A 19362-nucleotide genomic window follows, 5' to 3' on the forward strand; every position below is an offset into this window, starting at 1 on the left:
ACAGCCTATTTCTTAGACAAATTAGCAGATAAAAATTGCTCCAGTGAAGCATATAGTGTCTGGCGCACATCTTCGCCCTGCGGAGAAAACTCATTATATTCTTTTTCCAGGTAGGTCACATTCACATTTCGTTTTTTAAGTTCTTTAACAAACTGAACGGCCTCCCCCGAATTACTTCTGGGGTCTTTAGGACTCTGTGTAATAAATACTGGTACTCTGAATTTATCTGCGTGAAAAACTGGTGATACCTGACGCATTCTATCGCCTTCTGTTATTGGGTTACCTATGACCTCATAGTACATTTGCAGATTGGTCTTCAAAAATGGCGGAATAGATTTTAAATAGCTGAATAAATTGAGTACCCCTGAATTTGATCCGCCACAAACATACATTCCAGGACTTGAGTACAAGCTGTTTAATGCAATATATCCTCCAAATCCTGTACCATAAATCGCTATTTTCTTAGGGTTGGCAATCTTGTTGGCAATCAGCCATCTTACCCCGTCATTAATATCATCCTTGATTTTCCCACCCCACTGACCCGATCCGGCAGCTGCAAAAGATTTTCCGTAACCAGATGATCCACGGTAATTAACCTGAAAAACAGCATAACCTCTGTTAGCCAGAAACTGGACTTCTGCGTTATATCCCCAGGAGTTCCTGCGTCCCGGACCATCGTGCGGCAGCACAACCACAGGAAGATTTTCCGGTAATTTATTAATCGGTAAAGTAAGATAACCCTGGATCTTTAATCCATCGCGGGCGGTATAGGAAACCGGCTTCATTTCACACATTTCTGCTTCTTTAACAGAAGGATTAAAATCACTCAGTTTCCTGATTGTACCCTTATCAGCTACATACAGGTAATAAGAACCCGGATTTCTATCTGTAAATGTCCTTACAATAAACGTGTTTTCTGCTTTGTCCCTGTCAATAATCCTCGATTCAGTGCCAGGCAACAGCTTATCCAGTTTCTCGTATAGTTTTTTGACTGTTGAATCCAGATAATGCTTTTCTTTTTTCCAGGTTTCACAAATCACAAATGCAATTGTTCTTTTAGACTCTGAATACTGAGCATCCACCACGTTTAAAGTATCATTGCTGAAAAGTACCTTACTTTCTTTTCCTGTTACACAGTTAAGCTCTATCAGTGCATTTTTATCCCTGTTCACATTAGAAATCGCATAGACAATATTTGGTTTATCATCTGAGATGGCAATGGGTGTAAAAGTCGTTTTAAAGTTATTGGTAACTATCGGGCGGAATGCCTGATTTTCTGTCTCTCTGTATAATAAAGTCTGGTTTACACCGTCACTGGTAGTAGCCAAACGTATCTTCCCTCTGGAATCGGTAACCCAATTGGTAATATTACCCGGATTTTTAGCCGCCATATCCATACGGCCATCCCTCACATTTAATCTGTAAACATCGAATACAGTTGAATCTCTTTTATTTGAGGATACCAGCAGGAATTTGCCATCTATCAGCTGATCTTTCAGCACATGCATCCGGCTTTTACCGTTGTCACTTAGCTGACGTTCATTTTCTCCGTTTTTATTGATAATAAAAATGTCGGATAATCGCTCTGCCCCTGCCTTTTCTTTGTAGTAGACAATTTCGTCATCACTAACCCAAAAGTAATAATTGATATTTTTCTCATTTAACTGTGTAATCTGTGCTGATTTTCCGGTTGCCAGGTCTTCAACAAACAGATTTTGCTTTTTCCCCTGAAGCTTCAGATATGACATAGTCCTGCCGTCCAGAGAAATTGCATAAGCCCCCTTATCCTGCGACTTAAAGAAGTCTGCCACGGGAATAACTCTTACCTGCATATTTTGCCGGCAAGCGCTCAAAAGGCCAAGGAGAACAATTAGTAGATATCTTTTCTTTACGGTCATAACTATCAGGTAGCCTGCAAAAATACGCAACGCCATTTGTCTAAACAGGCAATACACTAATATTGTTACCTTAACCGCAAATGGAGAGCGAGTCAAAATAGTAATATTTTACGGGTGTCAAAGAAATAAGTGGTAACATTTAAAATACCGGGATCCAATGATTAAGCCCATACAGAAATTACTATCTTTATTTTTGATAGTCAGAATGATCCACAACATCATGAAACCCATATTTGCAATCCTCATTATTCTCACCTGTTCCTTATCCTTATTTGCCCAGGATAACAATGATAATGAAGTAGCCATGCAGTATTATCAGAATGGAGATTTTCAAAAAGCATCAATGCTGTTCGGCAAGCTGTTATTCAATGCGAAAAACGAGGCATATCTTGACCTGTATTTCAACTCCCTGCTAAAATCAAAACAATATGACATAGCCGATAAAGCTATTAAAAAGCTAATCCGGCAAAGTCCTGAATCTTTAAAATACGGACTTTTACAGGGCAGGATTTATAAAGAAAGAGGTGATCAGGCAAATTCAGCAAAAGTTTTCGAACATCTTCTGCGCACTTTACCAGATGATGAGTTTAAAATCAGAGCACTGGCTAATGATATTTATCAGCTTGGTGAATATGAGCTGGCAACCGAAGTGTTTCTGCAGGGCAGGAAAAACCTGAAGAATGAACAGGCATTTACTTTTGAATTATTAAGTCTGTACCGTTTTAAACGGGATAAGAACAAGCTGATTGAAGAGTATTTAAATGCACTGTCCACCATGCCGCAAATGCTTCAGCAAGCCGAGACTGTATTACCTTCTGTATTTGAAACCAATGCTGATTATCTTACACTTCAGAATGCTTTACTTAAAAGAGTACAAAAAGACCCGCAAAATGAATCTTATTCAAAGCTGCTGATCTGGCAATATCTGCAGCAGAAAGAATATGACATGGCGCTGCGTCAGCTGATTGCACAGGATAAAAGGACTAAAGATAACGGTGCTATTTTATTTGAACATGCACAATTATTTGTATCGAACAAAACTTATGAAACGGCTATCAAAGCTTATTCATTTTTACTGCTGAAAGGTAAGGACAACGAATATTATCTGCCTTCAAAATTATCGCTGATTGATGCCAGGTATCAATTGTTGCTGGCAGGTAAGACTGATCAGAAAGAAATTATTACTCTTGCTGATCAGTATCAGGAAATTCTGGATGAATATGGCAAAAATGCAAAGACTCTTTTTGCTGTAAGAAAATGGGCAAACCTGCAAACTTATTATCTTCAGCATCCCGAAAAAGCAGAAACCGCATTGGAAGCAGCTATAAAGATCCCTGGTATCTCCAGTACAGAAATTGGCGAAATGAAACTGGAGCTTGGAGATATTTACAGACTTACCGAACAGCCCTGGGAAGCAATTCTCCTGTATGGACAAGTAGCTAAAGAATTTGAGAATCAGAATATAGGAACCGAAGCCAAATACAGGTCAGCAAGACTATCTTTTGAACAGGGAAATTTCAGCTATGCCAAATCTCAGGCGGATGTATTAAAAGCCTCTACGGAGCAATTAATTGCCAACGATGCGCTTAATCTAAGTTTGCTGATCTCTGATCATCTGGAAACTGCTGCCGATACACTGGCTTTGAAAATGTACGCTGCAGCCGAATTACTGCAATTCCGCAATCGCTCCGCGGCGGCTATTGCCAAGGTGGATAGTATCCCCTTGTTATATCCCAAAAACAGTCTTACAGATGACATCTTAATGTTTAAATCTGATATCTATATTAAAAACAAAGATTTTACACGTGCTGCTGTCTTACTCAAAGAGCTGATTAATCATGACCAGAAAGGAAACTGGGCAGATGAAGCGCTCTTTATTCTTGCGGGATTATATGAAGATCAGCTGAATGATCCGGAACAGGCAAAAACACTTTATCAGCAATTGATCAGAGATTTTCCTGGAAGCATGTTTGTGACCGAAGCCCGTAAGCATTTCAGAAAAATCAGAGGTGATAATATTGAATCTTAGTTTATATATTTGCCGCATGTTATTATACAATGTAACCCTGATTATTGAAGAAGTTTCTGCTGCAGCATGGCTGCAATGGATGCAGGAAGAGCACATTCCGGAAGTGATGTCTACCGGATTATTCGTATCCAACAGATTATTAAGAGTGGTTGACTCACCAAATGAAGGGGTAACTTATTGTGCCCAGTATGTTCTGCAGTCAATTGAAGATTATAATGCTTACCAGCTTAAACATGCTGACTCATTTTCAGCTGAATTAAACTCCCGGTTCAAAGATAAATACGTTTCTTTTGCCACCCTCATGGAATATATCGCTTAAATATGAATATAGTACAGACACCTATTGCTGACCTTTTTGTCATTGAGCCCAAAATCTGGAAAGATAACCGTGGCTATTTCTATGAAAGTTTTAGTGCCCGGGCATTTGCCGATGCCGGCATTAAGGCCGATTTTATACAAGATAACCAATCCTTTTCGCAAAAAGGTACACTGCGTGGCTTACATGCACAGAAAGCTCCGTTTGCACAGGGTAAACTGGTAAGAGTAATACAGGGAAAAGTTCTTGATGTTGCAGTTGATGTCAGAAAAGACTCTGCTACTTATGGCCAGCATTTCAGTATTGTTCTCAGCGGGGAGAATCATAAGCAATTATGGGTTCCGCCAGGATTTCTGCATGGCTTTTTAACACTGGAAGATAATACTATCTTCACTTATAAAGTGACCAGCTATTATGATAAGGATTCTGAGTGCGGAGTAATCTGGAATGACCCTGACCTGAACATTAACTGGAGCGAAGAGCTGACTAAAGAAGAATTACTGCTTTCAGATAAAGATCTTGTTTTGTCTTCATTTAAAGATTTCGTTAGTCCTTTCTAACTGATTTTAAATCAAACTTCCGTTTCGGACAAGTTATATATAAAGAGAAAAGGCTACCGGATAATCCGGTAGCCTTTTCTCTTATACAGCTATATTTATTTTTTGATCAGATCGTAAAGCTCATCCAGTTTCGGAGACAATACAATTTCAATTCTTCTGTTTTTACTACGTCCTTCAGGGGTGGTATTTAATTCCAACGGCTGGAATTCTCCTTTTCCTGTGGCAGTCATCCTCACGCCTGGTACCTTTTCAGTTTCTGTAAGATAACGGACTACAGAAGTAGAACGCAATACACTCAAATCCCAGTTATCCTTGATCTGGCCCAGATTGGTTATCTTTTGTGAATCCGTATGTCCTTCTACTGCAATGATGATTTCCGGCTGCTCCTTTAAAACTTTGGCCAGCTGGGTTAATGCCTGTTTCCCTTTCTCATCGATGATTATACTTCCCGAAGGAAACAATAATTTATCCGTAAGAGATACATAGACCTTTCCGTTTTTCATTTCTACAGTCAGTCCGTTTTTAGAGAATCCAAGTAAAGCCTGCTGCAATTTCTCTTTTAACTGATTAGAAGCCTCATCACGTTTACGTAAGATCTCTTCTACTTCTTTAAGACGCTGTTCACGCTTTTTAAGATCTTCAGAGAGCTTATTAATTGCAGATGAGCTATTATTCTTCAATTTAACGTAATTGCCGTCTACTGTTCTGTATTTCCCCTGAAGCTCATTTAACTGTCCATTCAGATTTGCGGTATCCCGCTGCAATTTTGCAATTGCACTTTGCAGGTTATCAATAGATCCCTGTGCGCCTGTCCAGCCATTGCTTAAAGAATCCTGCTTTGCCAGCAGCGCTTTATATTTTTTAGGGGATAAAACTACACATGAACTAAATGCACTGGCCAGTAAGCCAATACTTAAAAACAAAATGACTCTCTTCATAATTATGGTGCTATGGCTCCCCGCAGGAAGCGGACAAATGGGTAAATAGCCTTAAAAGCCTTCTCTAAATGGTTAATCAATGCCGGTTGTAACAGTTCTTCATCTTTGATCGGAAGAACACCAATATAGCTTTTAAGCTTTAACAGCTCAATCTGAGGATGCTCCGGATCATATCCTTTAGGCGCATTCTTTAAGGTCTCTTCCTTACTTAAACTGAAAAGCTCTTTAAAACTTTTCGCTTCTATAATCTCCAGAAATTCTGAAGTATTGTAATCTATTTCTTCTCTTATTTTTTTTAGCAGCGGTGCGTCCGGCATCCAGTAACCGCCTGCCAGAAAAGAACTTCCCGGCTGCAGATGCAGATAAAATTCAGGACCGTTTCCATTTGTATTCTTAACGGAAAAGGAAACCCCGAAATTGTTCTTATACGGATCCTTATTTTTACTGAACCTGATATCCCTGTAAATACGCAATACACATTTTTTAGCTTGTGTTTCGAGCGGAAACTGAGGATCAATATTAGCTAAAACAGGAATAATTTCATCAACCAGACTGATTACATCAGCTCTTGCTGCTTCATAAGATTCCTTGTTCAGGGCAAACCATTCCCGGTTATTATTTGCTGCTACTGCGCTTAAAAAAGCTAGTGTTTCTGGCTTAATCATGGTTGGTCGTAATAGGCGTTATAACTAATTTTAGGAGAGAGCCAATGTAATAAAATCACGCGTGAATAACGATAGTTAAATGGGGCAAGAATAAAACATCCGCTAAAAATCACACCTACATACAGCCACAACGAATCGAATTCGAGATTACCGCCAGAAAAGACATAGGTTGCAATTCCTATAGCAATCATCTCTGCGACATTCATCGCATAGCTAACATACATTGAAGCGTAAAAGTATCCGGGTTCTATTTCGTAACGCTGTCCGCAGTGGCTGCAGAACTCATTTGTGCGCTGTATATTGAAGCCGTATAAACTGCCTGTGAAGATATCACCCCTGCGGCAATGCGGACATTTACCATTTACCAGCGCATATAGTTTTGTTGTTTTCTCCATGCAGAACAAGAGAAATCAGGAACGGACAGAAGCCTGTGAACGACGGTATCTCTTATACCACAGAAAACCGATAGCAGCGATCAGTAAATACGGAATCGCCATCAGATACAATACTCCTGTGTTTAATCCTACAGCTTGTGTATTCCCGTTCTGAGTACCCTGTTCAGCACTTATTGTACACATTGCACATTGCGCTGCAGCTTTCTGTATACCCGCACCTGCGGTTACAGCAATCATAAGAATAAAGATGATCAATGCTCTTTTCATTAGCTAATATTTTTTTCAATGGCGGGAAGCCAACAATAAGCAAATATAAGATTAAACGAACAAACCAGCCCGACATTACATAACGCTATTGTAAAAATGCCGGGCTTGTTTTTAAAAATTATAATATGGAGAAATCATCAGGTAAACAATCACCCCTGTAACGGCTACATACAGCCATACCGGGTAAGCCCATCTGACAATTTTGCGATGTCTTTCAATCTGCATACTGAAGCCTCTCAGGAAACTGATCAGAATCAATGGCAGGACAATAATGGCCAGCATAATATGCGTGATCAGGATGAAGAAATAAATCATTCTTGTTCCGCTTACAGCTGCCAGTTCAGCAGCAGAAAGGATTCCGTTATGATCTATATCCCCATATTTGGTATCTTTCTCATAGAGATGGAACAAAATATAAAAAACCAGAAAGATAGCAGACAGAATAAAAGTAACCACATTCGTCACTTTATGTGCCTGTATATTCTTCTTTTTAATGAAGATCAGAGAAAGGATTAATAATACCGAACAGGTCGCATTAATACCACCAATTAAATGCGGCAGCAAATAGATAAATGAAGGCTTTACAGTTGGCGGAGGCACAATCTTTAAAGTAATTACTACAGCAAGTACAACTGCTGTAACAATCCAGATCAGGCGCAAAAAGAATTTGTCATTGATATTCATGGTGTATATTATTTTAAGCAACGGGCGATTGACTGAACAAGTTATCTTCCGTCCCTTACATTTCTAAGTTCTTCGGCAATAAGAACTTTTATTTCATCATTCAGTTTAGAAAGTGCTTCCTGATTGGTCGCATCATAATAGCCTCTGATACGGTGCTGAGGATCCAGAAGAACAAATAAATTACTGTAGATAAACTTACGTTCTCCTTTTTCAAAATGCTGCTGAGCATCTACATAAAGGCCTTTGTTGATCCAGTTATAAACCGCGGTACTGTCACCGGTCAGCAAATCCCATTTACCGGCCTTAGCCTTTAATTTTTCAGCATAAGGAACAAGTTTAGCCGGACTATCCGTTACAGGATCTATACTCAATCCTATGAAATGAACCAGCGGATTCTTACCATAAGTATTGGCATAAACGTTCATTGCCTTATTCGCAAATTCTACCGCATAATTATTACCCGAGGTATAAAACAGATTAAGTACAATGATTTTTCCCTGGTAATTCTTCCAGCTTATTGTATCTGCCTGCTGATTAATAAATCTGAAGTCAGGTAGCTGATGATAGATCGTGTCGGGAATCTGTTTGCCTCTTTTAGAATGGAAAGTAGCAGCAACTTTTTTGGGGCCGAAAAAGGGTAATGGTTTATACCTGTTTTTACCCTGCTCAACCAGTTCATAATATAAAAATCCCGGTACCGCTAAAATCGATACCAGGATTATTATTTTTTTTATTGAAGTGAACTTCATGGATTAAAACTCATATGTATATGCAAATAACCACCTTCGATAAGCATCAAAGTAATAAAGTATATGATAAATATAAATGCGAGCCCCAGTGACAGCTGCAACCCGGTCTTTTCAAACTTAAGGTGCATAAAGTAAGCTACAATATAATATGCTTTTAAAAGGGTTAATAAGATATAAGCAATATTACCTGCAGTATGAGGAATCAGATTCTTTGGTAAAATCACTAATGCGATTATAAATTCTACAACAGTAATCCCTAATAAGATAAAGAATACCTGCCAGATTTTAGATTTGCTTAGACCAGCATGCTCATCATGTGCATGCTCTTCTGTATTGTGTAAGTTATGTTCAGACATAATATTTTATTTTAGGGGAATTAAACTAGATAGAAGAAGGTAAATACGAATACCCAAACCAAATCAACAAAGTGCCAGTATAAACCTACTTTTTCAATCATCAGGTAATGACCACGTTTCTCGAAAGTACCGTTGATAGTCATGATTAAGATGATAATATTTAACAGCACACCTGTAAATACGTGAAATCCGTGGAATCCTGTAATCGTAAAGAATAAGTTAGCAAATTGTTGTGCGGCAACGTTAGACACAGGGCCAACAAAGAAATGCTGTAATTCTTCAGGTTTAGGAATAGAACCCCACCAGAAACCTTCGTGGTGAAGGTGAGTCCACTCTAATGCCTGACAACCCAGGAACATGAAACCACCGATAATGGTTGCAATCATCCATCCTACAACTTCGTTCTTAGAACGTCTGTGACCAGCTTCAACAGCTAAAACCATTGTTACTGAACTCATGATCAGGATAAAAGTCATGATACCTACGAACACTAATGGTGCTCCTGAGTCCATCACACCTGGAATAGACTGGAATACCAAATCCGGATCAGGCCATGTAAACTTAGTGAAACGTTGCGCTCCGTAGTATACCAATAATGAAGAGAATGTAAATGCATCTGATAGCAAGAAAAACCACATCATTATTTTTCCGTACTCTACCGACCACGGTGAACGGCCGCCACTCCATGGAGTAGTTTTTACCTGATCTAATTGTGATAATGAATTCATTTTAAAAATTGTAATAGTTTGTTAAAAAGTCTAACTGTTCAAAAGTAAAAAAACATAAAGATATATCCATAATATATCTATAAAATGCCAGAATATAGAGGCTATTTCTATACGATATACCGCATTTTCTTTAGGAACTTTGCTATATGCACCCCAAAGACTGTTCAGGATGAAACAAAGACCTGCAAAAATGTGCAGTAAGTGCATGCCGGAAACAATATAAATCGTAGAAATTGCTGCGTTATTGTTAACCAGTGTTGCTCCACTGTGGTATAATGCCGACCATGCATCAAACTGAAGATAACCAAAAGCAATCCCCAGTATCATAGTCGCCCATAGAAATATTTTTTGTGTCTGTAAATTTTGCTGACGCACCGCCTTTGCTGCGAAAAACAAACAGATACTGCTTAATACAAGCACTGCTGTGCTGTACATAAAGACATCAGGAAGAACTAAGCCATGCCCTTTACCCTTTGATGCCGCAAAAACAATATAATAACTGGTAAATCCTCCAAACATAATAGTCGAGGATACCACAAACAGCCAGAGAACAAATTTCTTGGCTTTAAAAGAAATAGCTTGTCTATCCTGCGCTACGTCTTCCTGTTTCAATGTATGTACCATATAAAAAAAACTATTTACCTATAAAATCAAACAATAAAATCAACTGAACCAGTGGTATGTAAAAGAAAGAACAGAACATTACTTTACGCGCACTGTCTATATCCAGTTTTACCAGTAGTTTAAATGCCAGCAATGCAAAGATTACACCGGCTATGATCGAAACCCCTGCGATATAATAACCACCAAAACCAAAAAAGGTAGGCAGCAAACTCACAGGTATTAATATCAATGTACTTAAGAAGACAAGAAAAGCACTTGTCTTGTCTCTTTTTTTGGTAGGCAATAATCTGAATCCTGCCTTTTTATAATCATCATCCAATACCCATGCAATTGCCCAGAAATGCGGGAACTGCCATACAAACTGAATAAGAAAAAGTATGCCTGCTACTTCATAGTCCACATGTGTGAAATTCGTGGTATGTCCCAGCGCGGCTAAATAACCAATCAGCGGAGGTAAAGCCCCTGGTATAGCCCCAACAAATACAGCAATCGGAGATTTACGTTTTAAAGGCGTATAGGCAAAAGCGTACAGCAAAATAGAAAATACAGATAAAAGCCCTGTTTCCAGATTTAACTTCCCTAATAACCAGGTTCCAAGCATCCCCATAATCAGCCCCAGTACCAGTCCCTGGCCTGTAGTCATTCTTCCGGCCGGCATTGGACGATCCATAGTGCGTGTCATCAGCTTATCCAAATCCTTTTCTATAATCTCGTTAAAACAGTTTGCTGCTGCTGTAACCAAAAATCCACCAGCAACCAGAATAAGCCAGTTTCCCCAGTCAATAGACGGAACCTCACCCCTGGCAACCTGCATCCTTGAGCCAATTAAAAAAGTAACTGACGCAGAAAACACCACCAGAAAAGTAAGTCTGAATTTGATGAGTTTAGATAAATCTGAGAAAAATAATTTCAATTCTATGTATTTTAATATTATTGATTATAAGTACTTGTTCTGTATACCAGCAGATAAAGATAAAACTGGAGTGTAAACAGAACTGTTGAGAACACTAAATGTATAACCTGTGCTGCAGGTGGCAATGCAAAGTTAGCTAATAATACACCACTCGCAATTTGCAGCAGTAACACCAGCACTATCGAATTGCCTAATTTCAATTCTGTTGCCTTCCCACCAAATTTGTTCATCACAAACTGGTAAATAAAAGCATTGAGTATGACAACTAAAATTGCCAGATCCCTGTGATAATTAAATATATCACCAACCTTTCCTACCCAGGTATTTCTCTCCTGATATAACAGATTCTTGGAAATTTCGTCTATAGCCTCTCTTACCTCTGTTCCTAAAACAATCTGCAGTACACTCAGCACTAAAGAAACCAGGATAAGAACCTTTAACCAGAATACTTTAGAAATAACAACACTCGGCTCTTTATACAAGGTTTGCGCATAGTAATAAGTGTAAACCAGTATGGCCAGCATAACCAGGGCGAGCAGCATATGAACAGTAACTACCCAGGCCAGCAGATTAGTAGAAACTACGATGGAACCAAGCCATGCCTGAAAAACCACCATAAAAAGATTCAGTATGCTTAAAACTATAATCCTTTTAGCTTTCTTCTTATACGTAAATGAAAGAACGGTAACTGCGATTAATAAAAATCCAGTTGTTGCACCAGTCAGGCGGTTGATATACTCAGTCCAGGTTTTTGCTGCATTAAATGATTCCGGAACCGTTATACTCTGATCGTGACGGATACTGTCAGCCACGTCCTTTTTACCCATTTTATCAAGCATAAGCGCAAAACGCTCATTCTTTTTAACCCTGCCTGCTACGTATTTCTCTTTATAATCTTTCGGAAGCTGATCTACCGATGTTGGTGGAATATATTGGTCAAAACATTTTGGCCAGTCCGGGCATCCCATACCTGAACCTGTACTACGCACTACTGCACCGGCTAAGATGAGTACTAACGTTACAATTAAAGTAATCAGGTTTAACCGGATAAATCTCTTTTCAGATTTAGGAACCATTGGTTTTATTTTAAAAAAAATGAGGTTATCGTTCTAAGTAGATACTCAAGCAGATAACCTCATTGTATATTTTAATAAAGGAGATTAATCCAGTATTGCTTTTTCTTTTGCTTGTTTTTCTTCCCATTCTCTCTGGATACGCTCAGATTCAGCGTTTCCTTCAAAATCATGTGGCATGTTAGAGCTCATGGTCTGAGAATAAGGTACAGTCTGAGGAATGAAATCCTGGTCAGCACCTGGTTTACTATAATCATATGGCCAACGGTATACTGTTGGAATTTCTCCCGGCCAGTTACCATGAATACGCTCAACCGGAGTAGTCCATTCTAAAGTATTAGATTCCCATGGATTCTGAGGTGCTTTTTTACCTTTGAAAATTGAGTAGAAGAAGTTGAACAGGAATGCCACCTGAGCTAAAGCTGCTACAATAGCTGCCCATGTTACAAAGATGTTTACTGTAACCCATTTCTGCATGAATTCAAATTCAGTGAAAGCATAGTAACGACGTGGTACGCCATCTAAACCTAAGAAGTGTAACGGGAAGAATACTAAGTAAGCACAGATGAAAGTAACCCAGAAGTGAAGGTAACCTAATTTAGCATTTAACATTCTGCCGAACATTTTCGGATACCAGTGATAAACACCTGCAAGCATACCAAAGATCGCTGCAGATCCCATAACCAGGTGGAAGTGGGCAACTACGAAGTAAGTATCATGAAGGTTAATATCCAAAGATGCATTACCTAAGAAGATACCGGTTAAACCACCAGAGATAAAGAATGAAACCATACCAATAGCACATAACATAGCAGGTGTAAACCTGATATTACCGCGCCATAATGTAGCTAAGTAGTTAAAAGTTTTTACTGCTGAAGGAACAGCGATAATCAGTGTCGTGATCATAAATACACCACCCAATAACGGATTCATACCTGTCACGAACATATGGTGACCCCATACGATAAATGAAAGGATAGTAATACCGATCAGTGAGTAAACCATCGCATGGTAACCAAAGATTGGTTTTCTGGAGTTTACAGAGATAACCTCAGAAGAGATACCCAAAGCAGGCATAATTACGATGTATACCTCAGGGTGACCAAGGAACCAGAATAAATGCTGCCATAAGATTGGAGAACCACCTTCGTTTGGTAATACCTGAGTACCCATTACGATATCAGATAAATAGAAACTTGTACCGAAACTACGGTCAAAAATTAATAATACAACACCCGCTACTAAAACCGGGAATGATAAAATACCTAAGATAGCTGTTAATAAGAAAGCCCAGATAGTTAAAGGCATTTTCCAAAGATCCATACCTTTAGTACGCATGTTTAATACAGTACTTACATAGTTGATACCACCCATTAACTGAGAAGCTACAAAAAGAACCATACTGATTAACCATAAGGTCATACCTAATCCTGAACCTGAAATAGCTTTTGGAATAGCAGATAACGGAGGATATACTGTCCATCCGGCACTTGCAGGACCTGTTTCAATAAAGAATGAGCTCATCATAACGATACAGGCGATAAAGAATAACCAGTATGAAAGCATGTTCATAAATGGTGATGCCATATCCCGTACCCCAAGCTGAAGAGGTATCAGTAAGTTACTAAAGGTACCGCTCAATCCTGCGGTCAATACGAAGAATACCATGATGGTACCATGTATGGTTACCAGTGCAAGATAAAAATCAGGTTTGATCCTTCCACCTTCTGCCCATTTACCTAAAAATGTTTCAAGAATCGGGAAGCTCTTATCTGGCCATGCCAGTTGCAAACGGAATAAAATAGACAATCCCATTGCAATAACCGCCATAACGATACCAGTTATCAAAAACTGTTTAGCGATCATCTTGTGATCCTGGCTAAAAATGTATTTCGTTATAAACGTTTCTTTGTGATGCCCATGATCGTGACCGTCATGGTGATCGTTGTTATGTGTATCGTGTAATGTTATAGTTGACATAATGCGCTATTCCAGTAAAATTATTTTTTTAAAGCCGGTTTATTCATTGCTACAGCAGGAGCTTCAGTAGCAGCTTTAGCTGTACTATCAGCTGGAGCTGCCGCCGCTGGTGCAGCTGCTGGTTCTGGTACGATTGGCAGGTTAAACTGCTTTCTCAACTCGTTATTGATAAACTTAGGTTGTTTAACTATCCAGGCATCATATTCAGCCTGAGATACAACTCTAACAACCTTTTGCATATTATAGTGACCAGATCCGCAGATTTTCGAGCAATAGAACAGGTACTTAAATGCTGGATCATTTACTTTAGTCTGCATATCAGCAGTAGTAATAGTTGGCGTGAATTCAAAATAAGAAGTCATACCAGGAACAGTATTTAACTGAATTCTGAAGTTAGGCATGTAGAAACTATGCAATACATCTTTACTGGTCAGAATCAATCTTACTGGTTTGTTGACAGGAATAACCATTTCTTCTGCCATCTGATCGTCAAGGTTGTCCTTATCATTAAAGTCCATACCTAAACCATTCGTTCCGGTAATCAGTTTATAGTTTTTCTTACCTACAATTTTATCAGCTCCCGGATAACGGATAGTCCATGCAAACTGCTGAGAAGTAATCTCAATGTTCAATGGCTTGTTATTCGGATCTTCAATTTTATAGAAGATTGATCTCCAGGTAAGGAATCCCATTAATACCAGTACAGTCAGTACTAAAGCCGGAACAATTGTCCAGATACGCTCCAATGCATTATTGTGTGGGTAGTAATAAGCTTTTCTTTTACCTGAGTTCTTATAGAAATAAGAGAACAGGAATAATACAAGGTGAGTACCGATAAACACGATAGTTGTCAGGATCAGTGTAATGTTAAACATCTGATCGATTTTCTTACCATGCTCGGAAGCAGCATCAGGAAGAATCATACTTCCGTGAACTGTATATTCAAAATAAACACCGTACAATCCAACGATTAAGAAAATCACAAAGAGAACACCATTAATAGTATTCCAGTTGATTCCTGCAGGTTTATCCTGAGCTTCACGTGTTAATTCATATACACGCATAGCTTTACCAACTATTGCTATAAACAAGCAAAGCAGTAAAAATAACAGGGTATAGAATGCTGCCGACTTGTAGACCGGGAACATATCAATAGGTTTTTTGGCAGCCGCAGCGGCAGCACCGGCGGCAGCTTCTTGTGCAAATGCGCTTGTATTTGCAAACACAGTAACAATTACTGCCAGAGCCGCTATTGTCTTATTGCTTATAAATTTTCTTAAACTCATTTTCTTAAAAGTAGTACGATGTACTTCTACTATAAATTAATGTATATAACTCTAACCCGGCTTACAAATGGTGATTCAAACTTTCCTGTAAGAAAGGGTGATTCTTTGCAATTAAAGGTTTCTTACTTAATGCAGATAATACTGTAAAGGTAAACAAGCCTACAAAACCAATAGCTGTTCCTATTTCAATAATACCAAAACCATTATGTGACTCTACAGTTCCAGGCATAATCATCTGGTAGTAATCTACCCAGTGACCACACAATACAACTATTGATACACCCAGCATGATATTTTCCTGCCTTTTATTATCACGATCCATTAATAACAGAACCGGTGTAAGGAAGTTCAATACTAAATTCAGGAAGAACCAGAACTTGTAGAATTCAAATCGTTTGTAAAAATACACAGTTTCTTCCGGCATGTTGGCATAATAGATCAACATAAATTGAGCAAACCATACATAAGTCCAGAAAATTGAGAACCCGAAGATGAATTGACCTAAGTTATGCAGGTGACTATTATTAACCCACTGCATATAACCTGCTTTTCTCAACAGGATGATAATGATAGCGATAGTCGCTAAACTGCTCACCCACATTGCTGCGAAGTTATACCATCCGAACATGGTTGAGAACCAGTGTGCCTCTAAAGACATCACAGTATCAAATGCAAAGATTGGAGTTGTAAAACCGTAGATAACTAAAAATATACAAGAGTATTTAAAACTTTTCGTGTATGAATTTAAACCTCCTTCTAAATCTTCGTTATTAGATAACTTGGATAACCATACGGCGAAGAAAGAATAGATACTTAAAAATACAACCTGACGTCCCAAAAAGAAAGGTACATTTAAGAAAGCCGATTTACCATCAATCAGTTTATCATAATTGGAAGAAGCCTTGTCCGTCAGACCCGGTGCATTCCAGTGGTGATAAAGATTATGTGTATACAGACCCAGACCGATAATAACGATCAGGATTACTACTGCAATAGGTAATGCCTTTGCCATAGCCTGAGGTACACGTAAGATAGATGCAGACCATCCCGCCTGCGCTACAAACTGAACAGCTAAAAAGAATGCACCCGACATACATACGCAGGCGAAGTAATAGGCCATAAGTAACAGGTTGGCGAAAGTCCGCTCATGGAGACCATGATCAGAGAAACCATAAGCAATACTTGCGATACCGATAACGATAGCCGCGATGCTTAAAGTTTTAGCTTTACCTGTAAACTCAAACTGCTCATTGAAATTATAATTGTGAGTTCCCATTTATATCTGCTTTTCTATTGTATTTTTTGTAATTGTTGAACATACATCACAACTTTCCATCTTTGATCAGGAGTAAGTTGAGAAGCATGTGACCCCATGTTATTTAAACCGTACATGATAGTGTGATAGATTTTACCTTCTGATAAATCTTTCATCATACCACCACGGGACGAAGCTGCATCACCATGATAAGCCGGTACGCCTGTAAATTTCTCAATTTGAACAAGGTGACCTTTACCATCTCCTTTTTCACCGTGACAAGGTCCGCAGAATACAGTAAAATAATGTTTACCGGATAATAAGTTCTGTGGAGTCTTAGCTAAAGGATTGTGCAGATTTAAACCTGCGGCTTCATAACCTTCTTTAGTATTTGCGTACTCATACTTCACAAATCCTACAGGACTTGTGTTGGCAGGAGGCGTTTGTGCAGTTTGTCCGTTTGCAAAGTTTTTGTTTGGCTGGTCAGGATCATAAGCAATATGATCATACATATTCCTCGCATACTCCAAACCCGGGTTATTCTTATTCCTGCAAGACGAAAATGTTGTAACAGCCAGTGCAAGAACAACAAATGAGGCTGCAACTATTTTATTCTTATTCATAGCTAATGTACTTCCTTTCATTGTGCTTAACTTCTAAAGCACCAGCTTCTTTTAATAATCCGTCAATTTTACCGTGATCTCCGTTTTCCTGAGCATCAACAGCAATAATAAATCTGTCATCTGTGGCTCTTAAATCCATTACTCTTGGTGCTCTTCCCGGGAAAAGGTGAGTAGATGCATAGTAAGATCCAACTAATCCAAATGCACAGAATAAAATAGTTACCTCAAACATAATCGGAATAAAATCCGGTAATGCGAATGCTGGTTTACCACCAATATTGTGTTTCCAATCTACTACCGAAGTAAGATAGATCAGTGCAAATGCTGATACAGTTCCGGTTATCCCGCAGAAAAATGCAAGGATATCCAATCTTGATCTTTTAACTCCTAATTTGGCTTCGATGCCGTGGATAGGCATAGGCGTATAAACATCATGGATTTTAATGTTGTTCTCCTGTAACTTTTCGATGCCATGCATCATTTCGTCAGGATCGCCAAAACTGCCTAAAATATATTTGATATTACTCATTGTTATATTTTTGCGTATTCTTCTTGTTTAACACTATCAAATTTCTCTAAAGACTCAACATATTCCTTAACGTGAGTTTTGTCCAGATGACCTTCTTTAATCTGCTCAAGTTTCGCTTGCTCACTTGAAGTTTTAAGTAACAGTTTCACCTCTGCAATTGCAATTGAAGGCAGAACTCTTAAGAACAACAGGAATAAAGTAAAGAATACCCCGATTGAACCTACAAAGACACTCACGTCTACCCATGTCGGATAGAACATCGCCCAGCTTGATGGAAGATAATCACGGTGTAAAGAGGTAACGATAATTACGAAACGCTCAAACCACATACCGATGTTTACCACGATAGATAAGATCCATGTTGCAGGTATGCTCAAACGGATTTTCTTGAACCACAGTAACTGCGGAGAAATTACGTTACAAGTCATCATCATCCAGTAAGCCCACCAGTATGGACCGGTTGAACGGTTGATGAAGGCATATGCTTCATATTCTGAACCTGAATACCAGGCGATAAAAAACTCAGTGATGTAAGCCACACCCACGATCGATCCTGTAAGAATGATGATTTTATTCATCGATTCAATGTGGAACATGGTGATGTAGTTTTCAAGACCCAATACTTTACGTGCAACCAGTAATAAGGTTAATACCATGGCGAAACCAGAGAAGATCGCACCAGCCACGAAGTATGGAGGGAAAATTGTAGTGTGCCATCCCGGAATAACCGAGGTAGCAAAGTCCATGGATACAATCGTGTGTACCGAAAGTACCAGTGGTGTAGAGATACCGGCAAGGATCAGAGACACAGTCTCAAAACGCTGCCATGTTTTAACGTTACCATTCCATCCGAAAGAGAAGATAGAATAAATTCTGCGGCGTAAACCTGTCGCACGGTCACGGATAGTAGCAATATCTGGTAATAAACCTGTATACCAGAATAATAAGGATACAGAGAAGTAAGTAGAGATCGCAAACATATCCCAAACCAGTGGTGAGTTAAAGTTTACCCATAATGAACCAAACTGATTCGGTAAAGGTAATACCCAGTAAGCTAACCAAGGTCTTCCCATGTGGGAAACAACATACGTTGCGGCACAGATAACGGCGAAAATTGTCATCGCCTCTGCCGATCTGTTAATGGAGTTACGCCAGTTCTGACGGAAGAGTAATAATACCGCCGAAATCAGTGTTCCTGCGTGACCAATACCTACCCACCATACGAAACCGGTGATATCCCATGCCCATCCTACAGTTTTGTTCAGACCCCATGATCCGATACCGTTCCAGAAAGTATAACTTACTGCAACTAACCATAAGGTCGCTCCCATCAGGGAAACTATAAAACCTATCCACCAGGCCCTGTTCGGCTTATTCTCAACTGGCATTAAGATATCATCCGTAATTTTTGCATACGTGATATCATTGCCGGTGATTAGTGGTTCTCTTAATATTGATTCGTTATGTCCTGACATAATGTGTTTTCTTTAATAT

At 39.0% G+C, this 19362-nt stretch carries 21 protein-coding genes; 3 read left to right on the forward strand and 18 right to left on the reverse strand.

What is annotated here, in order from left to right; genetic code table 11:
• Positions 1-5: 5 nt before the first annotated feature.
• Entirely contained in the window at positions 6-1832 is a 1827-nt protein-coding gene (locus PL_RS13490) for a S9 family peptidase (protein ID WP_235324461.1), read from the reverse strand.
• 286 nt (positions 1833-2118) lie between these two features.
• Between PL_RS13490 and PL_RS13495 the strand changes: the two genes are divergently transcribed.
• Genes PL_RS13495 through rfbC form a run of 3 tightly spaced genes read left to right on the forward strand, consistent with a single transcriptional unit; the run spans position 2119 to position 4803 of the window.
• Positions 2119-3927 (forward strand): tetratricopeptide repeat protein, encoded by a 1809-nt coding sequence (locus tag PL_RS13495; protein WP_041879616.1) that lies wholly within the window; start codon positions 2119-2121, stop codon positions 3925-3927.
• A gap of 16 nt (positions 3928-3943) precedes the next feature.
• Positions 3944-4246 carry a DUF4286 family protein gene (locus PL_RS13500; protein WP_041879613.1) on the forward strand — a complete coding sequence of 101 codons (303 nt, stop codon included), beginning with the start codon at positions 3944-3946 and terminating at the stop codon, positions 4244-4246.
• 2 nt (positions 4247-4248) lie between these two features.
• Entirely contained in the window at positions 4249-4803 is a 555-nt protein-coding gene (rfbC, locus tag PL_RS13505; RefSeq protein ID WP_041879611.1) for a dTDP-4-dehydrorhamnose 3,5-epimerase, read from the forward strand.
• 95 nt (positions 4804-4898) lie between these two features.
• Here rfbC and PL_RS13510 read toward each other — a convergent pair whose 3' ends face one another.
• From PL_RS13510 to nrfD, 17 genes are all read right to left on the reverse strand, one after another.
• Positions 4899-5741, reverse strand: a complete 843-nt coding sequence (locus tag PL_RS13510; RefSeq protein ID WP_041879608.1) for an OmpA family protein — start codon at positions 5739-5741, stop codon at positions 4899-4901.
• Between the two features lie 2 nt (positions 5742-5743).
• Entirely contained in the window at positions 5744-6406 is a 663-nt protein-coding gene (locus PL_RS13515) for a DUF2461 domain-containing protein (protein WP_348619695.1), read from the reverse strand.
• Positions 6403-6801 carry a hypothetical protein gene (locus PL_RS13520; RefSeq protein ID WP_041879606.1) on the reverse strand — a complete coding sequence of 133 codons (399 nt, stop codon included), beginning with the start codon at positions 6799-6801 and terminating at the stop codon, positions 6403-6405. The genes PL_RS13515 and PL_RS13520 overlap by 4 nt, the downstream gene beginning before the upstream one ends.
• Before the next feature lie 15 nt (positions 6802-6816).
• Complete coding sequence (locus tag PL_RS13525; RefSeq protein ID WP_041879603.1) at positions 6817-7068, reverse strand: hypothetical protein; 252 nt, start codon at positions 7066-7068, stop codon at positions 6817-6819.
• A 111-nt stretch (positions 7069-7179) separates the two neighbouring features.
• A complete protein-coding gene (locus tag PL_RS13530) occupies positions 7180-7752 on the reverse strand; it encodes a DUF420 domain-containing protein (protein ID WP_316933255.1) in 573 nt (190 codons plus the stop codon).
• Between the two features lie 41 nt (positions 7753-7793).
• Positions 7794-8501: an SCO family protein gene (locus tag PL_RS13535; protein WP_041879601.1), complete on the reverse strand. Its 708-nt coding sequence runs from the start codon at positions 8499-8501 to the stop codon at positions 7794-7796.
• Positions 8498-8857, reverse strand: a complete 360-nt coding sequence (locus PL_RS13540) for a cytochrome C oxidase subunit IV family protein (RefSeq protein WP_041879599.1) — start codon at positions 8855-8857, stop codon at positions 8498-8500. Before PL_RS13540 ends, PL_RS13535 begins: the two co-directional genes overlap by 4 nt.
• Positions 8858-8877: 20 nt before the next feature.
• Positions 8878-9585 carry a cytochrome c oxidase subunit 3 gene (locus tag PL_RS13545; protein ID WP_041879597.1) on the reverse strand — a complete coding sequence of 236 codons (708 nt, stop codon included), beginning with the start codon at positions 9583-9585 and terminating at the stop codon, positions 8878-8880.
• A gap of 30 nt (positions 9586-9615) precedes the next feature.
• Positions 9616-10209 carry a cytochrome c oxidase subunit 3 gene (locus PL_RS13550; protein WP_041879595.1) on the reverse strand — a complete coding sequence of 198 codons (594 nt, stop codon included), beginning with the start codon at positions 10207-10209 and terminating at the stop codon, positions 9616-9618.
• A gap of 10 nt (positions 10210-10219) precedes the next feature.
• Positions 10220-11122, reverse strand: a complete 903-nt coding sequence (gene cyoE, locus PL_RS13555; protein ID WP_348619696.1) for a heme o synthase — start codon at positions 11120-11122, stop codon at positions 10220-10222.
• A 17-nt stretch (positions 11123-11139) separates the two neighbouring features.
• Positions 11140-12198 (reverse strand): COX15/CtaA family protein, encoded by a 1059-nt coding sequence (locus PL_RS13560; RefSeq protein WP_041879592.1) that lies wholly within the window; start codon positions 12196-12198, stop codon positions 11140-11142.
• A gap of 84 nt (positions 12199-12282) precedes the next feature.
• Positions 12283-14175 carry a cytochrome c oxidase subunit I gene (locus PL_RS13565; RefSeq protein WP_200890702.1) on the reverse strand — a complete coding sequence of 631 codons (1893 nt, stop codon included), beginning with the start codon at positions 14173-14175 and terminating at the stop codon, positions 12283-12285.
• A 20-nt stretch (positions 14176-14195) separates the two neighbouring features.
• Positions 14196-15461, reverse strand: coding sequence for a cytochrome c oxidase subunit II (locus PL_RS13570; protein WP_041879588.1), 1266 nt, complete (start codon positions 15459-15461; stop codon positions 14196-14198).
• A 61-nt stretch (positions 15462-15522) separates the two neighbouring features.
• Positions 15523-16737 (reverse strand): hypothetical protein, encoded by a 1215-nt coding sequence (locus PL_RS13575; protein ID WP_041879585.1) that lies wholly within the window; start codon positions 16735-16737, stop codon positions 15523-15525.
• A 14-nt stretch (positions 16738-16751) separates the two neighbouring features.
• Complete coding sequence (locus PL_RS13580) at positions 16752-17360, reverse strand: c-type cytochrome (RefSeq protein ID WP_041879583.1); 609 nt, start codon at positions 17358-17360, stop codon at positions 16752-16754.
• On the reverse strand, positions 17332-17868 hold the full coding sequence (locus tag PL_RS13585; RefSeq protein ID WP_041879581.1) for a DUF3341 domain-containing protein: 537 nt from the start codon (positions 17866-17868) through the stop codon (positions 17332-17334). The genes PL_RS13580 and PL_RS13585 overlap by 29 nt, the downstream gene beginning before the upstream one ends.
• 2 nt (positions 17869-17870) lie before the next feature.
• On the reverse strand, positions 17871-19343 hold the full coding sequence (gene nrfD / locus PL_RS13590) for an NrfD/PsrC family molybdoenzyme membrane anchor subunit (protein WP_041879579.1): 1473 nt from the start codon (positions 19341-19343) through the stop codon (positions 17871-17873).
• Positions 19344-19362: the final 19 nt, after the last annotated feature.

Source organism: Pedobacter lusitanus, assembly GCF_040026395.1.
Lineage (GTDB): Bacteria > Bacteroidota > Bacteroidia > Sphingobacteriales > Sphingobacteriaceae > Pedobacter > Pedobacter lusitanus.

What these genes read in the sequence shown, in the direction of transcription:
- PL_RS13540 (WP_041879599.1), bottom strand. Translation starts at nt 8,857, where the DNA reads ATGTCTGAACATAACTTACACAATACAGAAGAGCATGCACATGATGAG.
- PL_RS13530 (WP_316933255.1), bottom strand. Translation starts at nt 7,752, where the DNA reads ATGAATATCAATGACAAATTCTTTTTGCGCCTGATCTGGATTGTTACA.
- PL_RS13545 (WP_041879597.1), bottom strand. Translation starts at nt 9,585, where the DNA reads ATGAATTCATTATCACAATTAGATCAGGTAAAAACTACTCCATGGAGT.
- PL_RS13580 (WP_041879583.1), bottom strand. Translation starts at nt 17,360, where the DNA reads ATGAAAGGAAGTACATTAGCTATGAATAAGAATAAAATAGTTGCAGCC.
- PL_RS13550 (WP_041879595.1), bottom strand. Translation starts at nt 10,209, where the DNA reads ATGGTACATACATTGAAACAGGAAGACGTAGCGCAGGATAGACAAGCT.
- PL_RS13525 (WP_041879603.1), bottom strand. Translation starts at nt 7,068, where the DNA reads ATGAAAAGAGCATTGATCATCTTTATTCTTATGATTGCTGTAACCGCA.
- rfbC (WP_041879611.1), top strand. Translation starts at nt 4,249, where the DNA reads ATGAATATAGTACAGACACCTATTGCTGACCTTTTTGTCATTGAGCCC.
- PL_RS13560 (WP_041879592.1), bottom strand. Translation starts at nt 12,198, where the DNA reads ATGGTTCCTAAATCTGAAAAGAGATTTATCCGGTTAAACCTGATTACT.
- PL_RS13585 (WP_041879581.1), bottom strand. Translation starts at nt 17,868, where the DNA reads ATGAGTAATATCAAATATATTTTAGGCAGTTTTGGCGATCCTGACGAA.
- PL_RS13490 (WP_235324461.1), bottom strand. Translation starts at nt 1,832, where the DNA reads ATGCAGGTAAGAGTTATTCCCGTGGCAGACTTCTTTAAGTCGCAGGAT.
- PL_RS13495 (WP_041879616.1), top strand. Translation starts at nt 2,119, where the DNA reads ATGAAACCCATATTTGCAATCCTCATTATTCTCACCTGTTCCTTATCC.
- PL_RS13565 (WP_200890702.1), bottom strand. Translation starts at nt 14,175, where the DNA reads ATGTCAACTATAACATTACACGATACACATAACAACGATCACCATGAC.
- nrfD (WP_041879579.1), bottom strand. Translation starts at nt 19,343, where the DNA reads ATGTCAGGACATAACGAATCAATATTAAGAGAACCACTAATCACCGGC.
- PL_RS13575 (WP_041879585.1), bottom strand. Translation starts at nt 16,737, where the DNA reads ATGGGAACTCACAATTATAATTTCAATGAGCAGTTTGAGTTTACAGGT.
- PL_RS13500 (WP_041879613.1), top strand. Translation starts at nt 3,944, where the DNA reads ATGTTATTATACAATGTAACCCTGATTATTGAAGAAGTTTCTGCTGCA.
- PL_RS13510 (WP_041879608.1), bottom strand. Translation starts at nt 5,741, where the DNA reads ATGAAGAGAGTCATTTTGTTTTTAAGTATTGGCTTACTGGCCAGTGCA.
- PL_RS13520 (WP_041879606.1), bottom strand. Translation starts at nt 6,801, where the DNA reads ATGGAGAAAACAACAAAACTATATGCGCTGGTAAATGGTAAATGTCCG.
- PL_RS13515 (WP_348619695.1), bottom strand. Translation starts at nt 6,406, where the DNA reads ATGATTAAGCCAGAAACACTAGCTTTTTTAAGCGCAGTAGCAGCAAAT.
- PL_RS13535 (WP_041879601.1), bottom strand. Translation starts at nt 8,501, where the DNA reads ATGAAGTTCACTTCAATAAAAAAAATAATAATCCTGGTATCGATTTTA.
- PL_RS13570 (WP_041879588.1), bottom strand. Translation starts at nt 15,461, where the DNA reads ATGAGTTTAAGAAAATTTATAAGCAATAAGACAATAGCGGCTCTGGCA.